Source organism: Gracilibacillus sp. D59 (assembly GCF_052246695.1).
Taxonomy (GTDB): domain Bacteria; phylum Bacillota; class Bacilli; order Bacillales; family Amphibacillaceae; genus Gracilibacillus.
In genome coordinates this window covers 1-18647 of sequence record NZ_JBQQCK010000015.1, presented here as the reverse complement: position 1 = coordinate 18647, position 18647 = coordinate 1, and the positions used below count along the sequence as shown (strand labels likewise).

Genomic DNA, 18647 nt, shown 5'->3' with positions numbered 1-18647 from the left:
TCATCCTTTTTCGACAATCTCTATCATTATCATAACGCTAAAAGCCCAATATTTTGTTAATGAAATGTAAAAATATTGTAAATTCATCCTTTACAAAAAATCAAATTTTAACTCTACATCTTTTTTGATTGCCTTTTCCACATGTTTTTTTTGCTTTTCAGATTGATACTCTTCAGGTTTCGCGTCACCATCACAATGTAATATTATCGTTAGCGTGTCTTTTCTAAAGTCAAAACTCATTTCTTTCACTACTTGACGTTTCGTTGCATCTAAACAATAGCTGAACTTCAATAGCGCACCTAAATGACGCAGTTTCTTTTGTTCCTCTTTTAAAAACCATTGTTTATAGGGTTTTATAAATTGTTTGAAAATCGTCTTGTTTTTAAAGGAAGCAATTAATGCCAATTGTAGGCGGTCCTTATGCATTAAGCCATCAATTGTTCGGTTAGCAAGTAAATAGAAGGTATGCTGTGCACTTGATTCTGCATCGATATATTCTCCAAGGTGGCATAGATAGCTTGCTCTTTTTAATAATGTCCAGTCTTTTTTTGTTAAATGTAGGAGCCCATTTTCCTTTAAATAATCAAATAGCTTACGCGTTAGATATTGGACATGCAAAATTTGTTTTGGATCTAGATCAAAATCATTGATCAGCTCTTGAATGCTATCCTCTAACACATTTGGGAAAAGGATAGACCCCATTTCCTTTGATAATTGTTCATAGAACACACCATCACGTAGACCTTTCCGGCTTAAAATAAAGCTGTCTGCCTGAACCATTTTATATAAACTATGGAACACTTCAATTGCTGGTACGATAATATCGGCTCGATCCTTCGATAAGCCTTCTACTTTTGGTAATTTATCTGGTTTTAATGACGTTAAATAATTACTAACATGGATAATATCTGTATCATACATTTTATATTGATGAAGACCCGCAAGAGGATATTCTTTTAGGTTTTGGTCAATTTGCACAAGGTTACGGGCACTCCCTCCGATACCAACTAAAGGGACTTCCCTATTACGTAACCAAGGTAATGTAGCAAACTGCTCTGCTAAATAATTACGCAAGTTTTCCAATTCCTCACTAGTAGGGATCTCCTTTGCAAAGAATTCTTTTAATGTTAAGGCACCAAAAGGAAAGCTGTGCGATGCAACCAATTCTCTATTTTTAAAATAGGTAACTTCTGTACTACCACCACCAATATCAACCGTTACGCCTGTGGAGAGAGAAGTTGAATTGACTACTGCCAGGTATCCATAATAAGCTTCCTCTTCTTCTGATAAAATCCGCATTGTCAGACCGGTTTGATGTTCTACCTGAACTAAAATTTTCTCTTTATTCTGCGCCTGTCTGATTGTCGCAGTTGCTACGCAAACGACATCTTTTACTGCATATGTCACTAGTACATCCTGAAAGCTCTGGAGAGTTGAAATTAATCGTATTATACCTGTATCATTTAACGTATTATCTGTTTCTAAAAAAGACCGTAGTCTGGCAACTGCCTTGACGTTTTCTACTTCTTTTAACCTGCCACCTTTTTCTCTTAGATAGATTACTAGTCGCATTGTGTTAGAACCTATGTCGATAATGGCGTAATATTGTTTTTCCATTGTATCACCCTACTATTGTTGTGAATTTGGCTTAATTATATCATAATAGGGTGAAAACTCTGAAATCTTGGAAGGAGTAGTGTAATGTGGCGAGAAAACATAGAACTTGAGATGCCATATGATTTTGACTATCTTTTATTTCGATTAGAGATGGATAAGTTGAATTATGTTGATTTCAAGAAACGATGCGTGTTAGTGCCATTGCGCATCAACCAGGAAAAACATGTCGTAACAGTGACGGCAACAGGTACAACAGAAAACCCTAGATTTTTAATAGAAGGGCAAGACAAAGAGCGAAAGAAAGATCTGCTTGTCCAAATAGCTGATATATTTGCTTGGGATCAGGATTTACATAAGATTCAGCAATTTTTTGCTAAAACAGATTTAGCAGGCCTTTTTGAGAACTACCCAGCGACACCATTGATTCGAGAATTTGATCCATTTAGTAATTTGGTAAAAACAATTATTCATCAACAGTTAAACATGGCATTTGCCCAAGTGCTAACTGCAAGATTTGTAACAACTTATGGCGAACAACTAGACGGTGTATGGTTCTATCCGACACCTGAAAAGGTAGCTAGCATCCCTTATCAAGAGCTGCAAGACATGCAATTTAGTAGACGAAAAGCAGAATATGTTATTGATACAGCGAAGAAAATTGTCGCAAAAGAGCTTAATCTAACTTCATTTTATGACAAAAGTGATCAAGAAGTGATACGACAATTAACTAAAATTCGCGGAATTGGCGCATGGACGGTGCAAAATTGGCTGATGTTCTCACTGGGTAGAAAGGATCTTTTTCCATCAAGTGATATAGGCATTCAAAATGCATTAAAACTTTATTTTGGTCTTGATAATAAACCAACAACATCCAAAATAGAAGAATGGAATCAAGCATGGCAACCATACCGTTCATACGCCACTATGACTTTATGGCGCAGTATTGAAGAAGGTTAAGAAGGTTAAGAAGGTATGTTGACCATCAACTGTTTATAAGTGTTTGCTTGTTCTTTGTCTCCTTTTGCTAGATAGCTTTTGTATAGGTATTGGATGGGTGCAGGATCCTCTGGTGCTAATTCCATTTCCCATTCAAAACAAGCAATTGCTTGATCATATTGTTCCAGATCATAGTATATTTCGCCTAAAGCAAATTGCTGGTCTGGATTATCCGTCAATTTATCCATTTTCCTTAACTTTTGCATAATCGGCAGTTCGGTATCTTTTAGTGATGTGATGATGTCTTTTAAAGGCAGATACTGTAATAACTTTTTGATAGTTAGGTGTAGAACTCTCTCCAGTTGAGCAGTATCATCTTTGTAAGTGAGCATTAGTGCTTGTAATAAAGGTTGATAATCTTCTATTAATTGGTCAGTAGAAACAGATTCAAGGGACTTCTCGAATAGTTCACGATCTTCAATTGCTTCATGGTGGTGAAGATAATACTTTAAAATGGCTTGATAACCGTTGAGTTTTACAAGCTTTTCAATAATTGTCTTTGGTGCAGGATATGAGGCTAATAAATCTTCCCATAACGCAATTTGGTCCTGCTCGGAAAGTAGTTCTTGACATAACTCATCAAGCTTTGAAACAACCTCTAACGATGAACATTTCATGTAGATGAGGAAGAGTTGATCAAATTTTCGATTATCTTTATGATATTGTTGGATTACAAAATTTATGACAGTGTCAGGGAATTTTTGTTCGAAATAAACGGATTCTAAATAGAGAGGGTCTGACCATTCTATTGTCAGTTGCTCAATGTCTTGATATTGGTCTTTATATTTTTGGAAGTCAAAATGTTGGAGCATATCTTTGGCAAACATATCTTGCGGGCGTACTTGTGCATAATTGGCTAGGATTCGAAATGCTTTCTTTAACTGGCCGTTTCTTCGATAGTTGTAAAAAGTCTTTTTGCAAAGTGCTTGGATTTTTTTCTCATTTACATAGTTATCGAACATGGCGAGAACGTAGAGCATTTCTGTTTCGTTATATTTATTGGATAGTTTTTGTACCATTTGATTATTGGAAGTAAGGCGATAAGCTTTTTCTTCAGTGAGCAGTGCTTTGGTTAATGGATGATCAGCAGTGAATGTATATCCATATTGGAGAGCATTTTTTAGAAAGGATTGCAGTCGTATAGAAGTCGTTTTTTTTGCGTTAATATAGCGGTCTTTGTAGAAAAATAAATAATAAGATTGATTTTTTTGACCAATCGCTTCCACAATTTTGGTCTGTTTATATATTGTCATTTGTACTACATCAAAACGCATTGTTTTTTTATTGTGCATTAGCTGGATGGTTGTCATCATCGAAACAACTCCTTTTTCTTACGGATTATCTCTAGTGTAGCACAAATAAACTTAAGGCAAAAGAATGTTGTGAATGTAAATTCTTTGTAATGTTTCCTTGCAAAACACAAGCAGTCGTTTTTTTATGTGTTAAGATAGACGAAAAGTTAACTAGGAGGATCCTTGTGCTAAAAGAAATTTTGTGGACGATACTCTTAGCCTTACTACTCGTATTTATTCCTTTTGGTGTTGTGATATAAATATAATAGATAATGATAACAATCTACTTTTGTGGGTTGTTTTTTTATGGGAAAAGATATAAAAAAGGTGCACTCAAAACTTAAACTTCGTTAACTTGGTCAAGAAAACCACTTTACCTTCAGCTCGTGTGAGTTCTCACAGTAGTCTTCGTATTCTCTCTACACTAATAACGTTTTTCTATTTTTTAACAGCTAGGAACACGAGTGGATTGCATGACCATTATTTTCTGTTTAGGTGTGTGCGAACAAAGGCTTTTCTATATTCAGTGGGAGTTATTTTCTCGTATTTTTTAAATAGCCTCATAAAATATTTCTCGTCTTCAATACCGACTCTTTCAGATATAGTTTTAATATTTAATCTAGTACCAACGAGAAGGTCTTTAGCTTTAGAAATTCGTAATGCATGAATATAGGACTGTAATGTTTTACCAGTATGTTGTTTAAAATATCTTGACAAGTAGTCCTTATTATAAGTGAAGCGATCCGCAATATCTGAAACTGATATCCCTTCAAACGCATTAATTCTTGTCCACTCCAGTATTTGATTTAAGTTAATATCATTATTTGATAAGGTACTATTTTCGATCGAAGAGTGAACAAAAGATTGTTCAGAGAACTCGATGAGTAACGAGGTCATTAAATAATTCATACTCATTCTTGTGTAATAGTTGGAATTATCTACATCTAATAATTGATTTGCCAAAATATTTAAACGTTGAATAGCAATAGGCGAACCATATTTAGGAATGTAAATATCTTTGATTAAGTGACTTGTTTCAGGACTAGTACGAATTTGAATAATCGTTGTATCATTAATTTCTTTCCCTGTACTAATATAATCCGATACAAAGTGAAACCAGTAAAACGATAGATTTTTATTACAAAATTGATAACCAGAGTGAATCGAGTCCGGATAAATAAATAAAACTTCACCAGGCTTCACCTGATATTGGACATTATCTTGTTCAATATAAAGAATATCATTAACCCCGATAATCATTTCATAGCTGTCTATAACTCTTCTTTTATGCTTCCATTTTTGATCTGTTTCAAAACGTCCACCAGATATATAATTAACAGGTTCTTGTATGTTGATTTTTAAAAAATCCATCTAAACCTCCTCTCTGATACAAAGCTGATATGACAACAATAATCCGCTTTATAACATATTATGAAATTCTTTTTAAAAATATTTTGATTAATAAGTGGTCAAAAAAGTCCACCTTTTATTTGAATTCAACTACTTACTTGTATACATATCCATGATACTATTTTGCTCAAGGAAGCGCTTTCTTTGATTGGAGGCTCACAGGATTAGTGACCATAAAATTAACTCATTATTTGAAAATGGAGGTGTCATTGATGCTTAAAAAATGTCTTTGGTTGATCGTGATGTTAGTGACTTTATGTGTTTTTACTGTAGCTTGTAGTAATGATAATAAGGATGACAATGGAAACGGTGAAGGAGAGTCGTCTTCTTCTGAGGGGATAATTGAGCTTGAGTTTATGGGGTGGGAAGCAAGTCCCTTAGAAACGGAAAGTGTGAAAAAAGGCTTGGAGAAATTTATGAGTGAAAATCCAAATATAAAAGTCACTTACACACCAGTTCCTAATGAACAATATCATTCAAAATTATTAACCATGTTAGCTGGATCGTCGGCTCCAGATGTATTTTTCTTAGGAGCAGAAGAATATCGTGACTTTCAAAGTAGGGATGTATTAATGGATTTGACAGATACACTTGCAGAGGATCCAGACTTGTCTTTAGACGATTTTATTGATTCTTCTAAACAAATAATGGAAATAGATGGATCTGTTTTTGGAATTAGCAGCACAACCGTATCACCAGTGCTTTACTATAATAAAGATTTGTTTGACGAGGCGAATATTCCATATCCACCAAGTAATCCAAATGAAGCATGGACATGGGAAGAATTTCGAGATGTAGCAAATCAACTTACAATTGATGAAGGTGATACACAGTTCGGGGTTTATGGTTTGGAGAATTTATATAATAACATTCCATTGGTACTAGGAAACGGTGGTGACGTCTGGGCAGAGGATGGATCTCTTGCTCTAAACAGTGATGCGACAAGTGAGGTGTGGGAGAAAGTAAAACAATTACGTTATGAAGATGGAGCAAGTCCAGCAGCACAAACGTTAGAAAACATTGGTATGAACGCCTCTCAAATGCTTCAAACAGGAAGGGTCGGAATGATTATAGAAGGATCCTGGGCTCTCCAAGAACTTGCGACAATGGGATTTCCGGTTGGAGTTGCTGCCCTCCCTAAAATTGGTGAAAAAGCAATGACTCATGGTCAAGCACATCTCCATTCCGTTTGGAGTGAAACAGAACATCCAGAAGCGGCATGGAAATTAGTTAAATTCTTATCCTCTGAAGAATATCAATTAGATTTGATAAGAGAAGGATTGTGGATGCCGAATAGAATTGATATGTACTCAGAAGAAGGTATAAAGGAATGGCATGATGAATCGATACACCCTGAAGGTTTTCTAGAGTTAGCACCATTTTTTAAAGATGCTCAACCATATCCATTTGCTTTAGGGACTAAAATTGCTGTTCGAGATGCGATTATAGAAGAGATGGAGCAATATTTCAATGATGATAAGTCTTTAGAGGATGCCCTTGATAATATTGATACTCGTTCATCAGAAGCACTCTCAAAATGAGAAGTCGTAATTAAATGATGCCCTCTATGGAACTTTCAATTCATAGAGGGTAGATGCAAAGGGGTGAGAAGCTTGCTGCAAGATAATAAAGAGGTGATTGTTACCACTCGTTCTAGACAAAATCGTAAGAAAAAAAGGATGAATGCATTTTTTTATAAAGATAGCACTTGGGCAGTTATATTTTTATTACCGCACCTACTTCTATTTTTAGCATTTATGTTATTACCTGTTATTGGATCATTCGTTCTTAGTTTTGCAAATTGGGATATGCTTAGTCCCATTGAATGGGTTGGGTTTGGAAATTATTCAGAGCTGTTTAATGATGAAATATTTGTAGAGGTTTTTTGGAATACCATTATATTTACAGCTGTTTCTGTCCCGGTTGGTATTTTCATTTCATTGCTGTTAGCAGTAGCGTTAAATCAAAAGATTAGAGGTATCAAATTCTATCGAGTGGCTTATTTTCTGCCTGTTATTTCATCAATGGTAGCAGTAGCCATTATTTGGCAATGGATTTACAATCCGGAATACGGATTCTTGAACTATTTGTTAGGCTTATTTGGAATTAATGGTCCTAACTGGTTAAGTAGTCAAACATGGGCATTGCCTGCAGTCATACTAACAAGTATTTGGAAGAATTTAGGTTTTAATATGTTGATTTTTTTAGCAGGTTTACAAGGTATACCAGAAAGTTATTATGAAGCCTCAGAATTGGATGGAGCATCAGTGATACAAAAATTTTTCCATATTACCGTTCCATTATTGTCGCCAACAACGTTTTTTGTAACGATTATGTCGTTAATCAATTCGTTCCAAGTTTTTGATACCGTTTATTTAATGACTGGTGGTGGGCCAGGGCGAGCATCTTCTGTTATTGTACATTATCTTTATCAAAGTGGATTTGAGTATTTCAGGATGGGATATGCGAGTGCAATGGCATATGTATTATTCTTCTTAGTCTTAGTGATTACTATCTTTCAGTTTTGGCGTCAGAAACGAAAGAATGTTTACTAGAAAGGAGGAATTCTAATTGAAATCTTCAAAAAAAATAAAAATTATATCACATTTCGTTCTCGGGTTAGGTGCGATAACGATGGTTTTCCCTTTTTTATGGATGATTAGTACATCATTAAAGGATATAAGTGAAGTCTTTGTATTTCCTCCTACTTTTTTTGGCGACACATTACAATTTGCAAACTATGCAGCTATTTCAGATCGCTTTCCGTTTGGTCAGTTTTTTATTAATAGTTTGAAAGTGACAACAATTGTCGTTATAGCACAATTAATAACAGGATCGATGGCAGGCTTTGCTTTTGCCAGGTTACAATTCAAGGGTAGAGATTTGTTATTTTTATTATATCTAGCAACACTAATGGTTCCTCCACAAGTAACGATGATTCCTAACTTCATAACCATGAGTTATTACGGATTGGTTGATACACATGCATCACTGTATTTACCTCAAATGGCAAATGCTTTTAGTACCTTTTTGTTACGTCAGTTTTTCCTGACGATACCGAAATCGCTGGAAGATGCCGCGAAAATTGATGGTTGTACACCATTTGGCGTTTATTGGAGGATATTCTTACCTTTATGTAAGCCAGCATTGGCAACTTTAGGGGTATTTGTTTTCATGTTTGTATGGAATGATTTTATGGGACCACTCGTTTTTATCAACACCATTGATAAAATGACATTACCGTTAGGGTTAGCATCTATGCAAGGTATGTATTCAACTAATTGGCCGGTACTTATGGCTGGAACAGTTGTCAGTATTTTGCCACTAATTATTATCTTTTTGCTTGCCCAGGATTTCTTTATCAAAGGAATTACTTTGTCTGGATTAAAAGAATAGTTAGGAGTGGATAATGATGAAAAATAAGAAGAAGTTAGCGAAAATGGAACCTATTAAACTAAAAAATGTAATCATTAATGATCTGTTTTGGAACCCATGGAAAAATCTTGTTAAAGAATCTATTATACCTTATCAATGGGACGCACTTAATGATCGGATAGAAGGCGCAGAACCTAGTCGTACCATCACGAACTTTGAAATAGCTGCAGGAAGAAAAGAAGGGCAGCATTATGGCATGGTTTTTCAAGATAGTGATTTATATAAATGGATGGAGACTGTTGCTTTTTCATTGGCAACAGAAAAAGATGAAGAATGGGAGAAGGTATTCGATGATGTAGTGGCACTAATAGAGGATGCCCAAGAAAAGGATGGTTATTTAAATACGTATTTCTCTGTAAATTATCCAGATCAAAAATGGACTAATTTAAAGAACGACCATGAACTATATTGTGCAGGGCACTTGATTGAAGCAGCAGTGGCCTATTACGAAGCTACAAGTAAGACACAAATCTTAGGTGTTGTAAGTAAATTAGTAGATCATATCCGAACTGTCCTTGGAGACAAGGAAGGACAAAAGCGAGGTTATCCGGGACATCCGGAAATAGAATTAGCATTAATGAAGCTTTATAAAGCAACAAATGAGGCAAAGTACATTGATTTATGTCAATTCTTTATTGAAGAAAGAGGGAGACGAAATCCGGTTCATTACTATGATGTGGAATTAGAGGAACGAGGTGGAGCAAGGCGTTCAGATAATCGCGACTATGACTATTACCAAGCACACTTACCTGTAAGAGAACAACAAACAGCTGAAGGGCATGCCGTTCGTGCCACATATTTATACAGTGGAATGGTAGATTTAGCGAACGAATTGGAAGATGAAGAACTTTTAACAGTTTGTCGAACACTTTGGGAAAATACCGTTAATAAGAGAATGTATGTAACTGGTGGAATTGGTTCTTCAGCTCATGAGGAACGTTTTACGGTAGATTATGATTTGCCCAATGACCGTGCTTATACGGAAACTTGTGCAGCTATTGCACTTGTTATGTGGGCACACCGTATGGTACAAATAGAAGCAAATAACGAGTACACAGACGTACTGGAGAAAGCACTCTATAATGGAGCGTTGAGCGGTATTTCACTAGATGGAAAAGGCTATTTTTATGTGAATCCATTAGAAGTTTGGCCGCATACAGCTAATTTCCGTCATGATATGAGAACAGTGAAACCAACAAGACAACAATGGTTTGGTTGTGCATGCTGTCCACCAAATATTGCAAGGCTATTAGCATCGTTAGGTCAATATATTTATTCTGTCAACGAATCAGAGGTTTATGTTCACTTATTTATTGGAGGAGAAACATCTTTTATTGCTAATGATCAGCAAGTTGCTCTATCACAAGAATCCAATTATCCGTGGGATGGAAACGTAAAAATTTCACTTGCTTTAGAAATCCCGACAATATTTACGGTAGCCACGAGAATCCCCGGATGGTGCCGCCATGCTGATATTTTTGTGAATGGTATGAAAAAAGATGTACCGATCGAAAATGGATATGCGAAAATAACAGAGCAATGGAGTGATGGGGATACGATTGAATTGTTGTTTGATATGCCAGTTGAAATTATACGATCCCATCCCGAAGTTCGTGAAAATGCAGGAAAAGTAGCGTTACAACGTGGACCAATCATATATTGCTTAGAAGAACAGGATAATGGAGCTAACCTGCAGGATCTTAGCATTCATACAAATCAAACATTTAAGGTAAAATATGAAGAAAATTTGTTAAATGGTGTGACCATTATTGAAGGAAAAGCCAGCCAAACAGATAGAAAGAAGATAGAAGATATTTTATATACTACAAAAACTTATCCAGAAGTTGAAAGAGATTTTAAGGCGATTCCATATTATGCATGGAGCAATCGTGGAGAAAATGAAATGACTGTATGGATTCGAGAAAGATAAAAAACAAAAGAGAGACTGTCTCAAGGTTAGTTATGTAATGAGCTAACTTTTGGGGCAGTTTTTTCATTGTGAAAATTTTTTTGAGCAAAGATCTTGAAAGTCAAAGAAGGTCAGATTATAATATAATCAAGAAAGGTCAAATATAGTCAAAGTCAAAATTGACCTTGATCACGGTGCTAAACGTCTGTAAGCTCCCCACTTCAAGATTCAAGTAAAACTAGGAAGATAAATGTGGGTTAACAGACGCTAACAGCCTGATCAGTTTCGCTAATGATCAGTGGGGTCAAAAGCCCACACTGATCATAGTCTCACTTTATAAAAAATTGAAGGAGGAATGACAAATGAAATGCCAACAATGTGGTATTCATCAAGCAACGATTAATGTAAACCTTCGATTTAATGATCAAACCGAATCTTTACATGTATGTGACTCATGCTTCCAAGATATAAAAAATCAAATGAAACATCCATCTGGTATGTTTGGAGGACAAGACTTCGAAGGCTTTTTTGCTGGAGGAGCAAATGGTTCAAACCAAGCAAATACCAAAACAAATACAAAACAAGGCGGAAAAGGAAATGGCCTACTGGATCAATTAGGTAAAAACCTTACAGATGCGGCTAGGGCAGGATTAATTGATCCTGTGATTGGACGTGACAAAGAGGTTAAACGCGTAATGGAAACCTTAAACCGTCGTAACAAAAATAACCCTGTCTTAATCGGGGAACCTGGTGTTGGTAAAACAGCTATTGCAGAAGGGTTAGCACTAAAAGTAACAGAAGGAAACGTTCCATCTAAATTGTTGGATAAAGAAATTTACATTTTAGATGTTGCGTCATTGGTTGCTAATACTGGAATTCGTGGTCAATTTGAAGAGCGAATGAAGCAACTTGTATCTGAGTTGCAAGAACGTCAAAATGTGATCCTTTTCGTTGATGAAATTCACTTACTTGTAGGTGCCGGAACGACAGAAGGCTCTCAAATGGATGCCGGAAACATCTTAAAACCAGCGTTAGCACGAGGGGAATTACAATTAATAGGTGCGACAACATTGAAAGAGTACCGTCAAATTGAAAAAGACGCTGCATTAGAGCGTCGTTTCCAGCCAATTATGGTGAAGGAACCATCTCTAGAAGAGGCTGAGCAAATTTTGCAAGGCTTAAAAGAGCGTTATGAGAAATATCATCAAGTAAGCTACTCTGATCAGGTATTACAAGCTGCTGTAACATTATCTAAACGTTATATTCAAGACCGCTTCCTGCCTGACAAAGCAATTGATTTAATTGATGAAGCAGGTGCACGTCTTAACCTTGATGTAAGTGAGTCAGATCACGAAGCATTGCAAAAACGCTTAGATGAAATCGGTAAAGAAAAAATGGAAGCAGCTGAAAAAGAAGATTATGAACGTGCAGCAAACCTAAGACATCAAGAGATCAAATTAGAGAAGAAATTAGCGGAAACAAAGGAAGCGCCAAAAGCAGAAGTAACTGTGGAAGATATTCAATTAATCATTGAAGAGAAAACGGGAATCCCGGTTCGTAAAATCCAAGCAGATGAGCAATCAAAAATGAAAAACTTAGCGAACAATCTAAGTCAAAATGTGATTGGCCAACAAGTAGCCGTTGATAAAGTAGCTAAAGCGGTTCGCCGAAGTCGTGCCGGCTTGAAATCGAAACATCGTCCAATTGGTTCATTCCTTTTTGTTGGACCAACTGGTGTCGGTAAAACCGAGCTAACCAAAGCATTAGCAAGAGAGCTGTTTGGTACAAAAGATGCAATGATTCGCCTTGATATGAGTGAATATATGGAGAAACATGCTGTATCTAAAATCATCGGTTCACCACCAGGCTATGTAGGACATGAAGAAGCAGGACAATTAACAGAGAAAGTTCGTCACAATCCGTACAGCTTGATTCTGTTAGACGAAATCGAAAAAGCACACCCAGATGTACAAAACATGTTCCTGCAAATCATGGAAGACGGTCAGTTAACCGATAGTCATGGCAGAACCGTAAGCTTCAAAGATTCTGTAATTATCATGACAAGTAATGCAGGTACAGGTACGAAGAATATTACAGTAGGCTTTAACAGTGACAATAATGAAGCTGTTTCAACACTAGAAAATTTAAGTAACTATTTCAAGCCGGAATTCTTAAACCGTTTTGATGCGATCATTCCATTCAATGAACTAGAACAAGAGGATCTGTTGAAAATTGTAGATCTGATGATCGCGGAACTAAGCGAACAATTAGAAGAATCTGACCTTGAAATAACGGTAAGCGATGAAGCGAAGCAATTCCTTGCTGATAAAGGCTATGACCCTCGCTTCGGTGCACGTCCACTACGCCGTGTCATTCAGGATAAAGTAGAAGACGGCATCACAGACCTTGTCTTGGAAGAAGAGGATGTAAGTAAGATAGAGATCGTGTTTGAAAACGAAGATATCGTTGTGAAGAAGAGTACTAGCTAGTATTTAGCTAGTGCTTTTTTTGTTTACATAATCGGAAAGTAGCCATAAAACGATTAGAAGTGGCCATAAAATCATGAAAAGTGGCCATAAAATAATAATCCATTCAAACTTTTTGTACTTCTCTGCGTCTAATAGATAAGATAGAGAAAGAAAAGGGGGCAGTGGAATGACTGATGTCACCAAAGAGGATTTTCGCAAAAACAATGATGCTTTCGTGTACATAATCACTAGATACCGTGATGATTTGTTCCGGACAGCGATTACCTTTTTGAAAAATAAAGAAGAAGCATTAGAAGCAATACAAGAAGTAACCTTTCGTGCCTATAAAAAACGCAGGCAGCTTAAAGATGTCCGTTATGTTAAAACATGGCTAATCCGTATTATGATCAATTATTGTAATGATGAAATAAAGAAATCAAAGCAAAAAACTGATGATCGGATGTTGAAAAACAAAGCTGTTAAAGATCATACGATGAATATCTGGCTTGAGGATGCGATTCACCACTTGAAAAGGGCAGATCAGGAATTGATTTATTTAAAGTATTTCCATGGGATGACATTTCCGGAGCTGGCACAGCAATTAAAATTACCAGAAAGCACAGTGAAGACAAGGGTGTACAGCGCATTAGATAAGTTGAAATCTCAATTGGCAGACGAAGGAGGGGAGCTATCATGAAGAAACAGTTGGAAGCATGGAAAAAGCAATATGACCATGTAGAGGTAACAGAAAATGAGTTAGATCAAGCGATTGAAGCAGGAATGCAAAAAGCAGAAAAGCAAGAAATGTTGAAACGCTGGGGAATTGCTCCGATAGTTACAGCGGCTCTTATTGTACTTTCATTTATAACTGTTATAAATGCTTCACCGACGTTTGCCGCACAAATTGCGAAGCTTCCAGGGATGGAGCGATTCATTGAACTCGTCCAATTTGATAAAGGACAGCAAGCAGCAATAGAGAATGATTATTTTCAAGTAATCGATAAGACCGTAACAAAAGGAGATATCACACTAACAGTAGATGGAGTGATTAGAGATGAAAATGGGCTTGTTCTTTTCTATACAGTTTCAAGTGAAAAAGAGCTAGATAGAGTCCGTCTCGAAGAAAGTCTAATTACTAATGTTAATGGCGAAGAACTTGCATACCAATCTAAGGGTTACAGTCCTAAAAGTGAAGACCAAGGAACTGTGGAATATTATACAGATGAACCTATCCCATTTGATGACTTTACCTTTACAACAGAGGTAGTCGGAGTTGAAACATTAGATAATGGTGTTGGCAATCAATTAAGAGAGACCATTTCGATCGATTTTCATGCGGAGGATACAAAAGAAGCGATCCAATATCAAGTAGACAAAACTGTATCGGTGAAAGGTCAAAAGATTCATATCAATTCTGTAACGATTCAACCACTCAGAACATCGATCAATCTCTATGCAGATCCTGAAAATGATATGCGGATTCTCTCATTTGATGATATCGCATTAGTTGATGAAAATGGGGAAGAATGGGCTGGAATTCGAAATGGGATAACGGCAAGTGGTACAATAGAGGATAAGAATTATGAAGTCTATTTACAAAGTAATTATTTTGAACAGCCAGAGTCATTATCTCTCACTTTTTCGAGAGTACAGGCCGTCGATCGAAATGAGGATTATATTCGTTTTGACTTAGAAAATGAACAAATTCTTCATGATCCAAATGATATATTTTATGATATGGAATATGAAAATAGCTGGTTATCGGTCACAATGGACAAAATAGAAGGCTATTATACGAACCCTTTTGGTAGTATTTTTGATTTGGATGGAAATAAAATTGAGCAAACCAGATCTGGCTCTAGTCATATTCAAAAGGATAACTCCAGTACTTTTAGACAATCGATCCAAACCAATGAACCTATCATAGATATAAAATTATCTGGCTATCCAAACTGGATTGAGGAGAAAGTGGAAATACCACTCAAATAAATAGTAAAACAAAAAACACGATTGGCAGTCTAACAACGAACCAATCGTGCTTGTATTAGGATATTACTTTATTTGTATGAAAGAATGAATCATTTGATTACTGAAACATAACTTTAAATGTTAAAATGATGCATGTGAACAGGTTTGGGTTTTTTCTTTTCGGACGATTCATGAAAAGATCCTCCTTCATAAGTATTTATCACGGTGCTAATCGTCCGTAATACCCCTACTTCAAGGTTCTAGTAAATCAAAGATAAGTTTAGGGATAACGGACGCTAACACCCTGATAAGTTTCACTAACCATCAGTGGGGATTAAAAACCCCCACTGATGGAAGTCTCACTTTAATGGAACATAAGCTTAAACGTCAAAATAACACAAGTAAAAATGTTAGGGTTTTGCATTCTTTTACTATTCAATGTAATACCCTCCCGCGTTGAATTTTTAAGTTGTATTAAGATTAACACGGTCGAATTCACTGTAAAACAAACCTGTAAGAATATGTAACAGACTATTTTCTTTAAGAATGAATGTATAGATAATAGGTATAATAATAAATAAAAAAGGGAGCGCTTTTCTCGAATGATTTATCTTCAAAATGAATATAATCGCTTAAAAAGAGTGATTGTCTGCCCACCCACATATATGGAAATCAGAAAGATAATTAATGAAACACAAAAATTTTATGAAGATGAAAATATTGATGTCAACATAGCAATGGAGCAGCATGAACGTTTTGTTCAGACGCTGAATCAGTTTGATATTGAAGTGATCGAACTAATGACAGACCCTAAGCTTAATGAACAAGTCTTTACGAGAGATATTGGGTTTGTGGCTGGGGATACACTATTCACTTGCGAGATGGGTCGTAATATAAGAAAGCCAGAAATAGATGTGTTGCAGCAATTTCTTGATCGTAATGATCTTTCTTATACACCAATGACGACACGCTCCATTGAAGGCGGAGATGTTGTGGTTGCGGATGATAAAGTTTATGTAGGGAGAAGCCTTCGCACTACAACAAAAGCGATTGCAGATTTACAAAAACAAATTCCTGACAAAGAAGTTGTTGCCGTTCCAATTCGAGAAGATATACTTCATCTAGATTGTTGCTTTAATTTGGTGAGTGATAAAGTTGGACTTATTTATAATGATGCCTTTCATGAAAAGGAACGTAACATGCTTCACAATCAATTTGATTTAATTGAAGTGACGGATGATGAACAGTTTACACTAGGTACGAATGTTTTTTCCATAGGAGACCGTAGAGTTATTTCATTACCTGAAAATAAACAGGTGAATGAACAGTTAACGAAAAAAGGATTCGAAGTAATAGAAGTACAGTTCTCTGAAATTATTAAATCGGGAGGTTCCTTTCGTTGTTGCACATTGCCAATAGAACGAGAAAAATAATGAAAAGCATGCCGTTATAGGTATGCTTTTTTTCGTTAGAATAGCAATGAATTTACAAAGAATTTGAAACTATTTCTCGAGAGGATGCGTATGTATTTTTAAGGAGGTGACTAGAGTGGATATTATCATGATGCTCGCTCCGTTAATTATTATTCAATTTCTATTAATGATTGTTGCAATTATAGCTTTATTAAAAACAGAGCAAACAAATGGCCCTAAGGCGATGTGGGCAGTAATAATTATTTTTATCGGCTTTATTGGTCCGATTTTATTCTTTATTGTTGGAAGGAGACAATATTAAATGACAGTAATTGGAGTCGAAAAGCTTACGAAAGCTTTTAAAGGCAAGTCAATAGTAAAAGGTCTTGACTTTCAGTTGGAAAAAGGCAGGTGTGTTGCTCTGCTTGGCCCGAACGGTGCTGGTAAAACAACGACATTAAGAATGCTTTCAGGCTTGTTGAAGCCGACATCAGGAACCATTCGTTTTTCCGGAGCGCAACAAGGAGAAGACATTAGGAATTATATCGGTTATCTACCACAATATCCGGTTTTTTACCCATGGATGACAGGAAAAGAGTTTCTTGTTTATGTTGGTCAACTTGCGCATTTAACCAAACAAGAAGCAGCAGATAAAGCAGATCAATTTCTCGAAAAAGTCGCTATTTATGAAGCGCGCAATCAACGAATCGGTAAATATTCTGGTGGGATGAAGCAACGCCTTGGTATAGCACAAGCAATGATTCACAGTCCGCAACTTCTCATGTTAGATGAACCAGTTTCTTCACTAGACCCGATTGGACGCCGTGAAGTATTAACATTAATGGAAGAATTAAAAACACAAACAACGATTCTTTTTTCCACACATATATTGGGAGATGCCGAAGAAATATCTGATGATTTACTATTGATGCATCAAGGAGAAATACTCGAATCAGGTTCGATTGAAACATTACGCCAAAGACATCAATCAGCTAAATTCGAAATCGCCTTACGCGGTGATACAGTTACATATCTAGAAAAACTAAAAGCTTTTACATCAGTACAGGATGTTTTTCAGGAAAAGGGAGAAGTCCATGTTGTTGTCGAGGACATTGAGTTAGCTAGAAAAGAAATATTATCCAAAGCACTGGAAGAGGATTGGCCACTTGAGAAGTTAGCGCTAAGCAAGACAACACTTGAAGATTTATTTATGAAAGTGGTGAACAAATAATGCAATGGATCACAATTTTCAAAAAGGAACTATTGGAAGACTGGCGTAATTTTAAATGGGTTTGGGTACCTCTCGTTTTTGTCATCATTTGTATTATGGATCCATTGTCAACCTACTATTTGCCACAAATATTAGAATCTGTTGGTGGTATGCCTGAAGGAGCAGTGATTGAAGTTCCAGAAATGGGACCTCCAAAAGCGATTATGCTAAGTTTGACAGAAGTTAGTATGCTCGGTGTCCTTGTAATTGTTGCGATCTCCATGGCAGTGATTGCTGGTGAAAGAAAAAGTGGTGTGGCGGAATTAGTATTAGTTAAGCCAGTAAGTTATTCCACCTATATTTCAGCAAAATGGGCAGCGAAAATTTTATTAGTATTTACAGCTTATTTGATCGGTATGTTAACAAGTTGGTATTATGTGAATCTATTATTTGGTGATCTGAGCACGACGCAATTTACCGGATTGTTCTTGTTTTATTTTATTTGGTTGATTTTCGTAGTATCGTTAACGATTTTTTACAATACGGTTGTCAAAATCCCTGGACTTGTCTTAACACTAACAATTGTAACGATTATGGCAATGTCTGCAATCAACCAGATTTTCTCTTACCGGCTACCATGGTTTCCCAATAGTATTAGCGAACATATCACAAGCATGCTGGCAGAAGGAACTGTACCAAGTGATTTATGGGGAGCGGCTGCCGTTACGTTAGGGTTTTCAATCCTATTAATGTTTGCGTCCAACTTTGTATTGAAGACGAAAGAAATGGCTGATTAGAGTTCGTGATATGCTCCCTTCTAAGTAGACAGATAAAAAATAAAAATCTGTTACTTGGGGGGAGTTACTTTTATGTCTAGAAAAGGTTATACTATTGAATTTAAACGGATGGTATTGGAAGCATACGAAAACA

Annotated in this window: 15 protein-coding genes; 12 read left to right on the top strand and 3 right to left on the bottom strand. The window is 36.2% G+C overall.

Annotated elements, in window-relative coordinates:
- Positions 1–90: 90 nt before the first annotated feature.
- Positions 91–1617, bottom strand: a complete 1527-nt coding sequence (locus tag ACTWP4_RS19590) for a Ppx/GppA phosphatase family protein (protein ID WP_443130478.1) — start codon at positions 1615–1617, stop codon at positions 91–93.
- A gap of 84 nt (positions 1618–1701) precedes the next feature.
- Between ACTWP4_RS19590 and ACTWP4_RS19585 the strand changes: the two genes are divergently transcribed.
- Positions 1702–2574, top strand: coding sequence for a DNA-3-methyladenine glycosylase family protein (locus ACTWP4_RS19585; RefSeq protein WP_443130477.1), 873 nt, complete (start codon positions 1702–1704; stop codon positions 2572–2574).
- A gap of 5 nt (positions 2575–2579) precedes the next feature.
- On the opposite strand, the gene ACTWP4_RS19580 is transcribed toward ACTWP4_RS19585, so the two are convergent.
- Together ACTWP4_RS19580 and ACTWP4_RS19575 are read right to left on the bottom strand one after the other, a co-directional pair.
- Positions 2580–3926 carry a tetratricopeptide repeat protein gene (locus ACTWP4_RS19580; protein WP_443130476.1) on the bottom strand — a complete coding sequence of 449 codons (1347 nt, stop codon included), beginning with the start codon at positions 3924–3926 and terminating at the stop codon, positions 2580–2582.
- Between the two features lie 459 nt (positions 3927–4385).
- Entirely contained in the window at positions 4386–5276 is an 891-nt protein-coding gene (locus ACTWP4_RS19575) for an AraC family transcriptional regulator (RefSeq protein WP_443130475.1), read from the bottom strand.
- Positions 5277–5527: 251 nt separating this feature from the next.
- Here ACTWP4_RS19575 and ACTWP4_RS19570 point away from each other — a divergent pair, with 251 nt between their 5' ends.
- From ACTWP4_RS19570 to ACTWP4_RS19520, 11 genes are all read left to right on the top strand, one after another.
- Positions 5528–6856 carry an ABC transporter substrate-binding protein gene (locus tag ACTWP4_RS19570; protein WP_443130474.1) on the top strand — a complete coding sequence of 443 codons (1329 nt, stop codon included), beginning with the start codon at positions 5528–5530 and terminating at the stop codon, positions 6854–6856.
- Between the two features lie 138 nt (positions 6857–6994).
- Positions 6995–7870, top strand: coding sequence for a carbohydrate ABC transporter permease (locus ACTWP4_RS19565; RefSeq protein WP_443130563.1), 876 nt, complete (start codon positions 6995–6997; stop codon positions 7868–7870).
- A 16-nt stretch (positions 7871–7886) separates the two neighbouring features.
- On the top strand, positions 7887–8711 hold the full coding sequence (locus ACTWP4_RS19560) for a carbohydrate ABC transporter permease (protein WP_443130473.1): 825 nt from the start codon (positions 7887–7889) through the stop codon (positions 8709–8711).
- 16 nt (positions 8712–8727) lie between these two features.
- A complete protein-coding gene (locus tag ACTWP4_RS19555) occupies positions 8728–10680 on the top strand; it encodes a glycoside hydrolase family 127 protein (protein ID WP_443130472.1) in 1953 nt (650 codons plus the stop codon).
- A 341-nt stretch (positions 10681–11021) separates the two neighbouring features.
- Positions 11022–13148, top strand: a complete 2127-nt coding sequence (locus ACTWP4_RS19550; RefSeq protein ID WP_443130471.1) for an ATP-dependent Clp protease ATP-binding subunit — start codon at positions 11022–11024, stop codon at positions 13146–13148.
- 166 nt (positions 13149–13314) lie between these two features.
- Positions 13315–13824 carry an RNA polymerase sigma factor gene (locus ACTWP4_RS19545; RefSeq protein WP_443130470.1) on the top strand — a complete coding sequence of 170 codons (510 nt, stop codon included), beginning with the start codon at positions 13315–13317 and terminating at the stop codon, positions 13822–13824.
- Positions 13821–15116, top strand: a complete 1296-nt coding sequence (locus tag ACTWP4_RS19540) for a DUF4179 domain-containing protein (RefSeq protein WP_443130469.1) — start codon at positions 13821–13823, stop codon at positions 15114–15116. Before ACTWP4_RS19545 ends, ACTWP4_RS19540 begins: the two co-directional genes overlap by 4 nt.
- Positions 15117–15697: 581 nt before the next feature.
- Positions 15698–16528, top strand: a complete 831-nt coding sequence (locus ACTWP4_RS19535) for a dimethylarginine dimethylaminohydrolase family protein (protein WP_443130468.1) — start codon at positions 15698–15700, stop codon at positions 16526–16528.
- Between the two features lie 115 nt (positions 16529–16643).
- The gene (locus ACTWP4_RS19530; RefSeq protein WP_443130467.1) at positions 16644–16829 is read left to right on the top strand and encodes a PLDc N-terminal domain-containing protein; all 186 of its coding nucleotides are present in this window, start codon (positions 16644–16646) and stop codon (positions 16827–16829) included.
- On the top strand, positions 16830–17738 hold the full coding sequence (locus ACTWP4_RS19525) for an ABC transporter ATP-binding protein (protein ID WP_443130466.1): 909 nt from the start codon (positions 16830–16832) through the stop codon (positions 17736–17738).
- The gene (locus ACTWP4_RS19520; RefSeq protein ID WP_443130465.1) at positions 17738–18514 is read left to right on the top strand and encodes an ABC transporter permease; all 777 of its coding nucleotides are present in this window, start codon (positions 17738–17740) and stop codon (positions 18512–18514) included. The genes ACTWP4_RS19525 and ACTWP4_RS19520 overlap by 1 nt, the downstream gene beginning before the upstream one ends.
- The last annotated feature ends 133 nt before the right edge of the window (positions 18515–18647 follow it).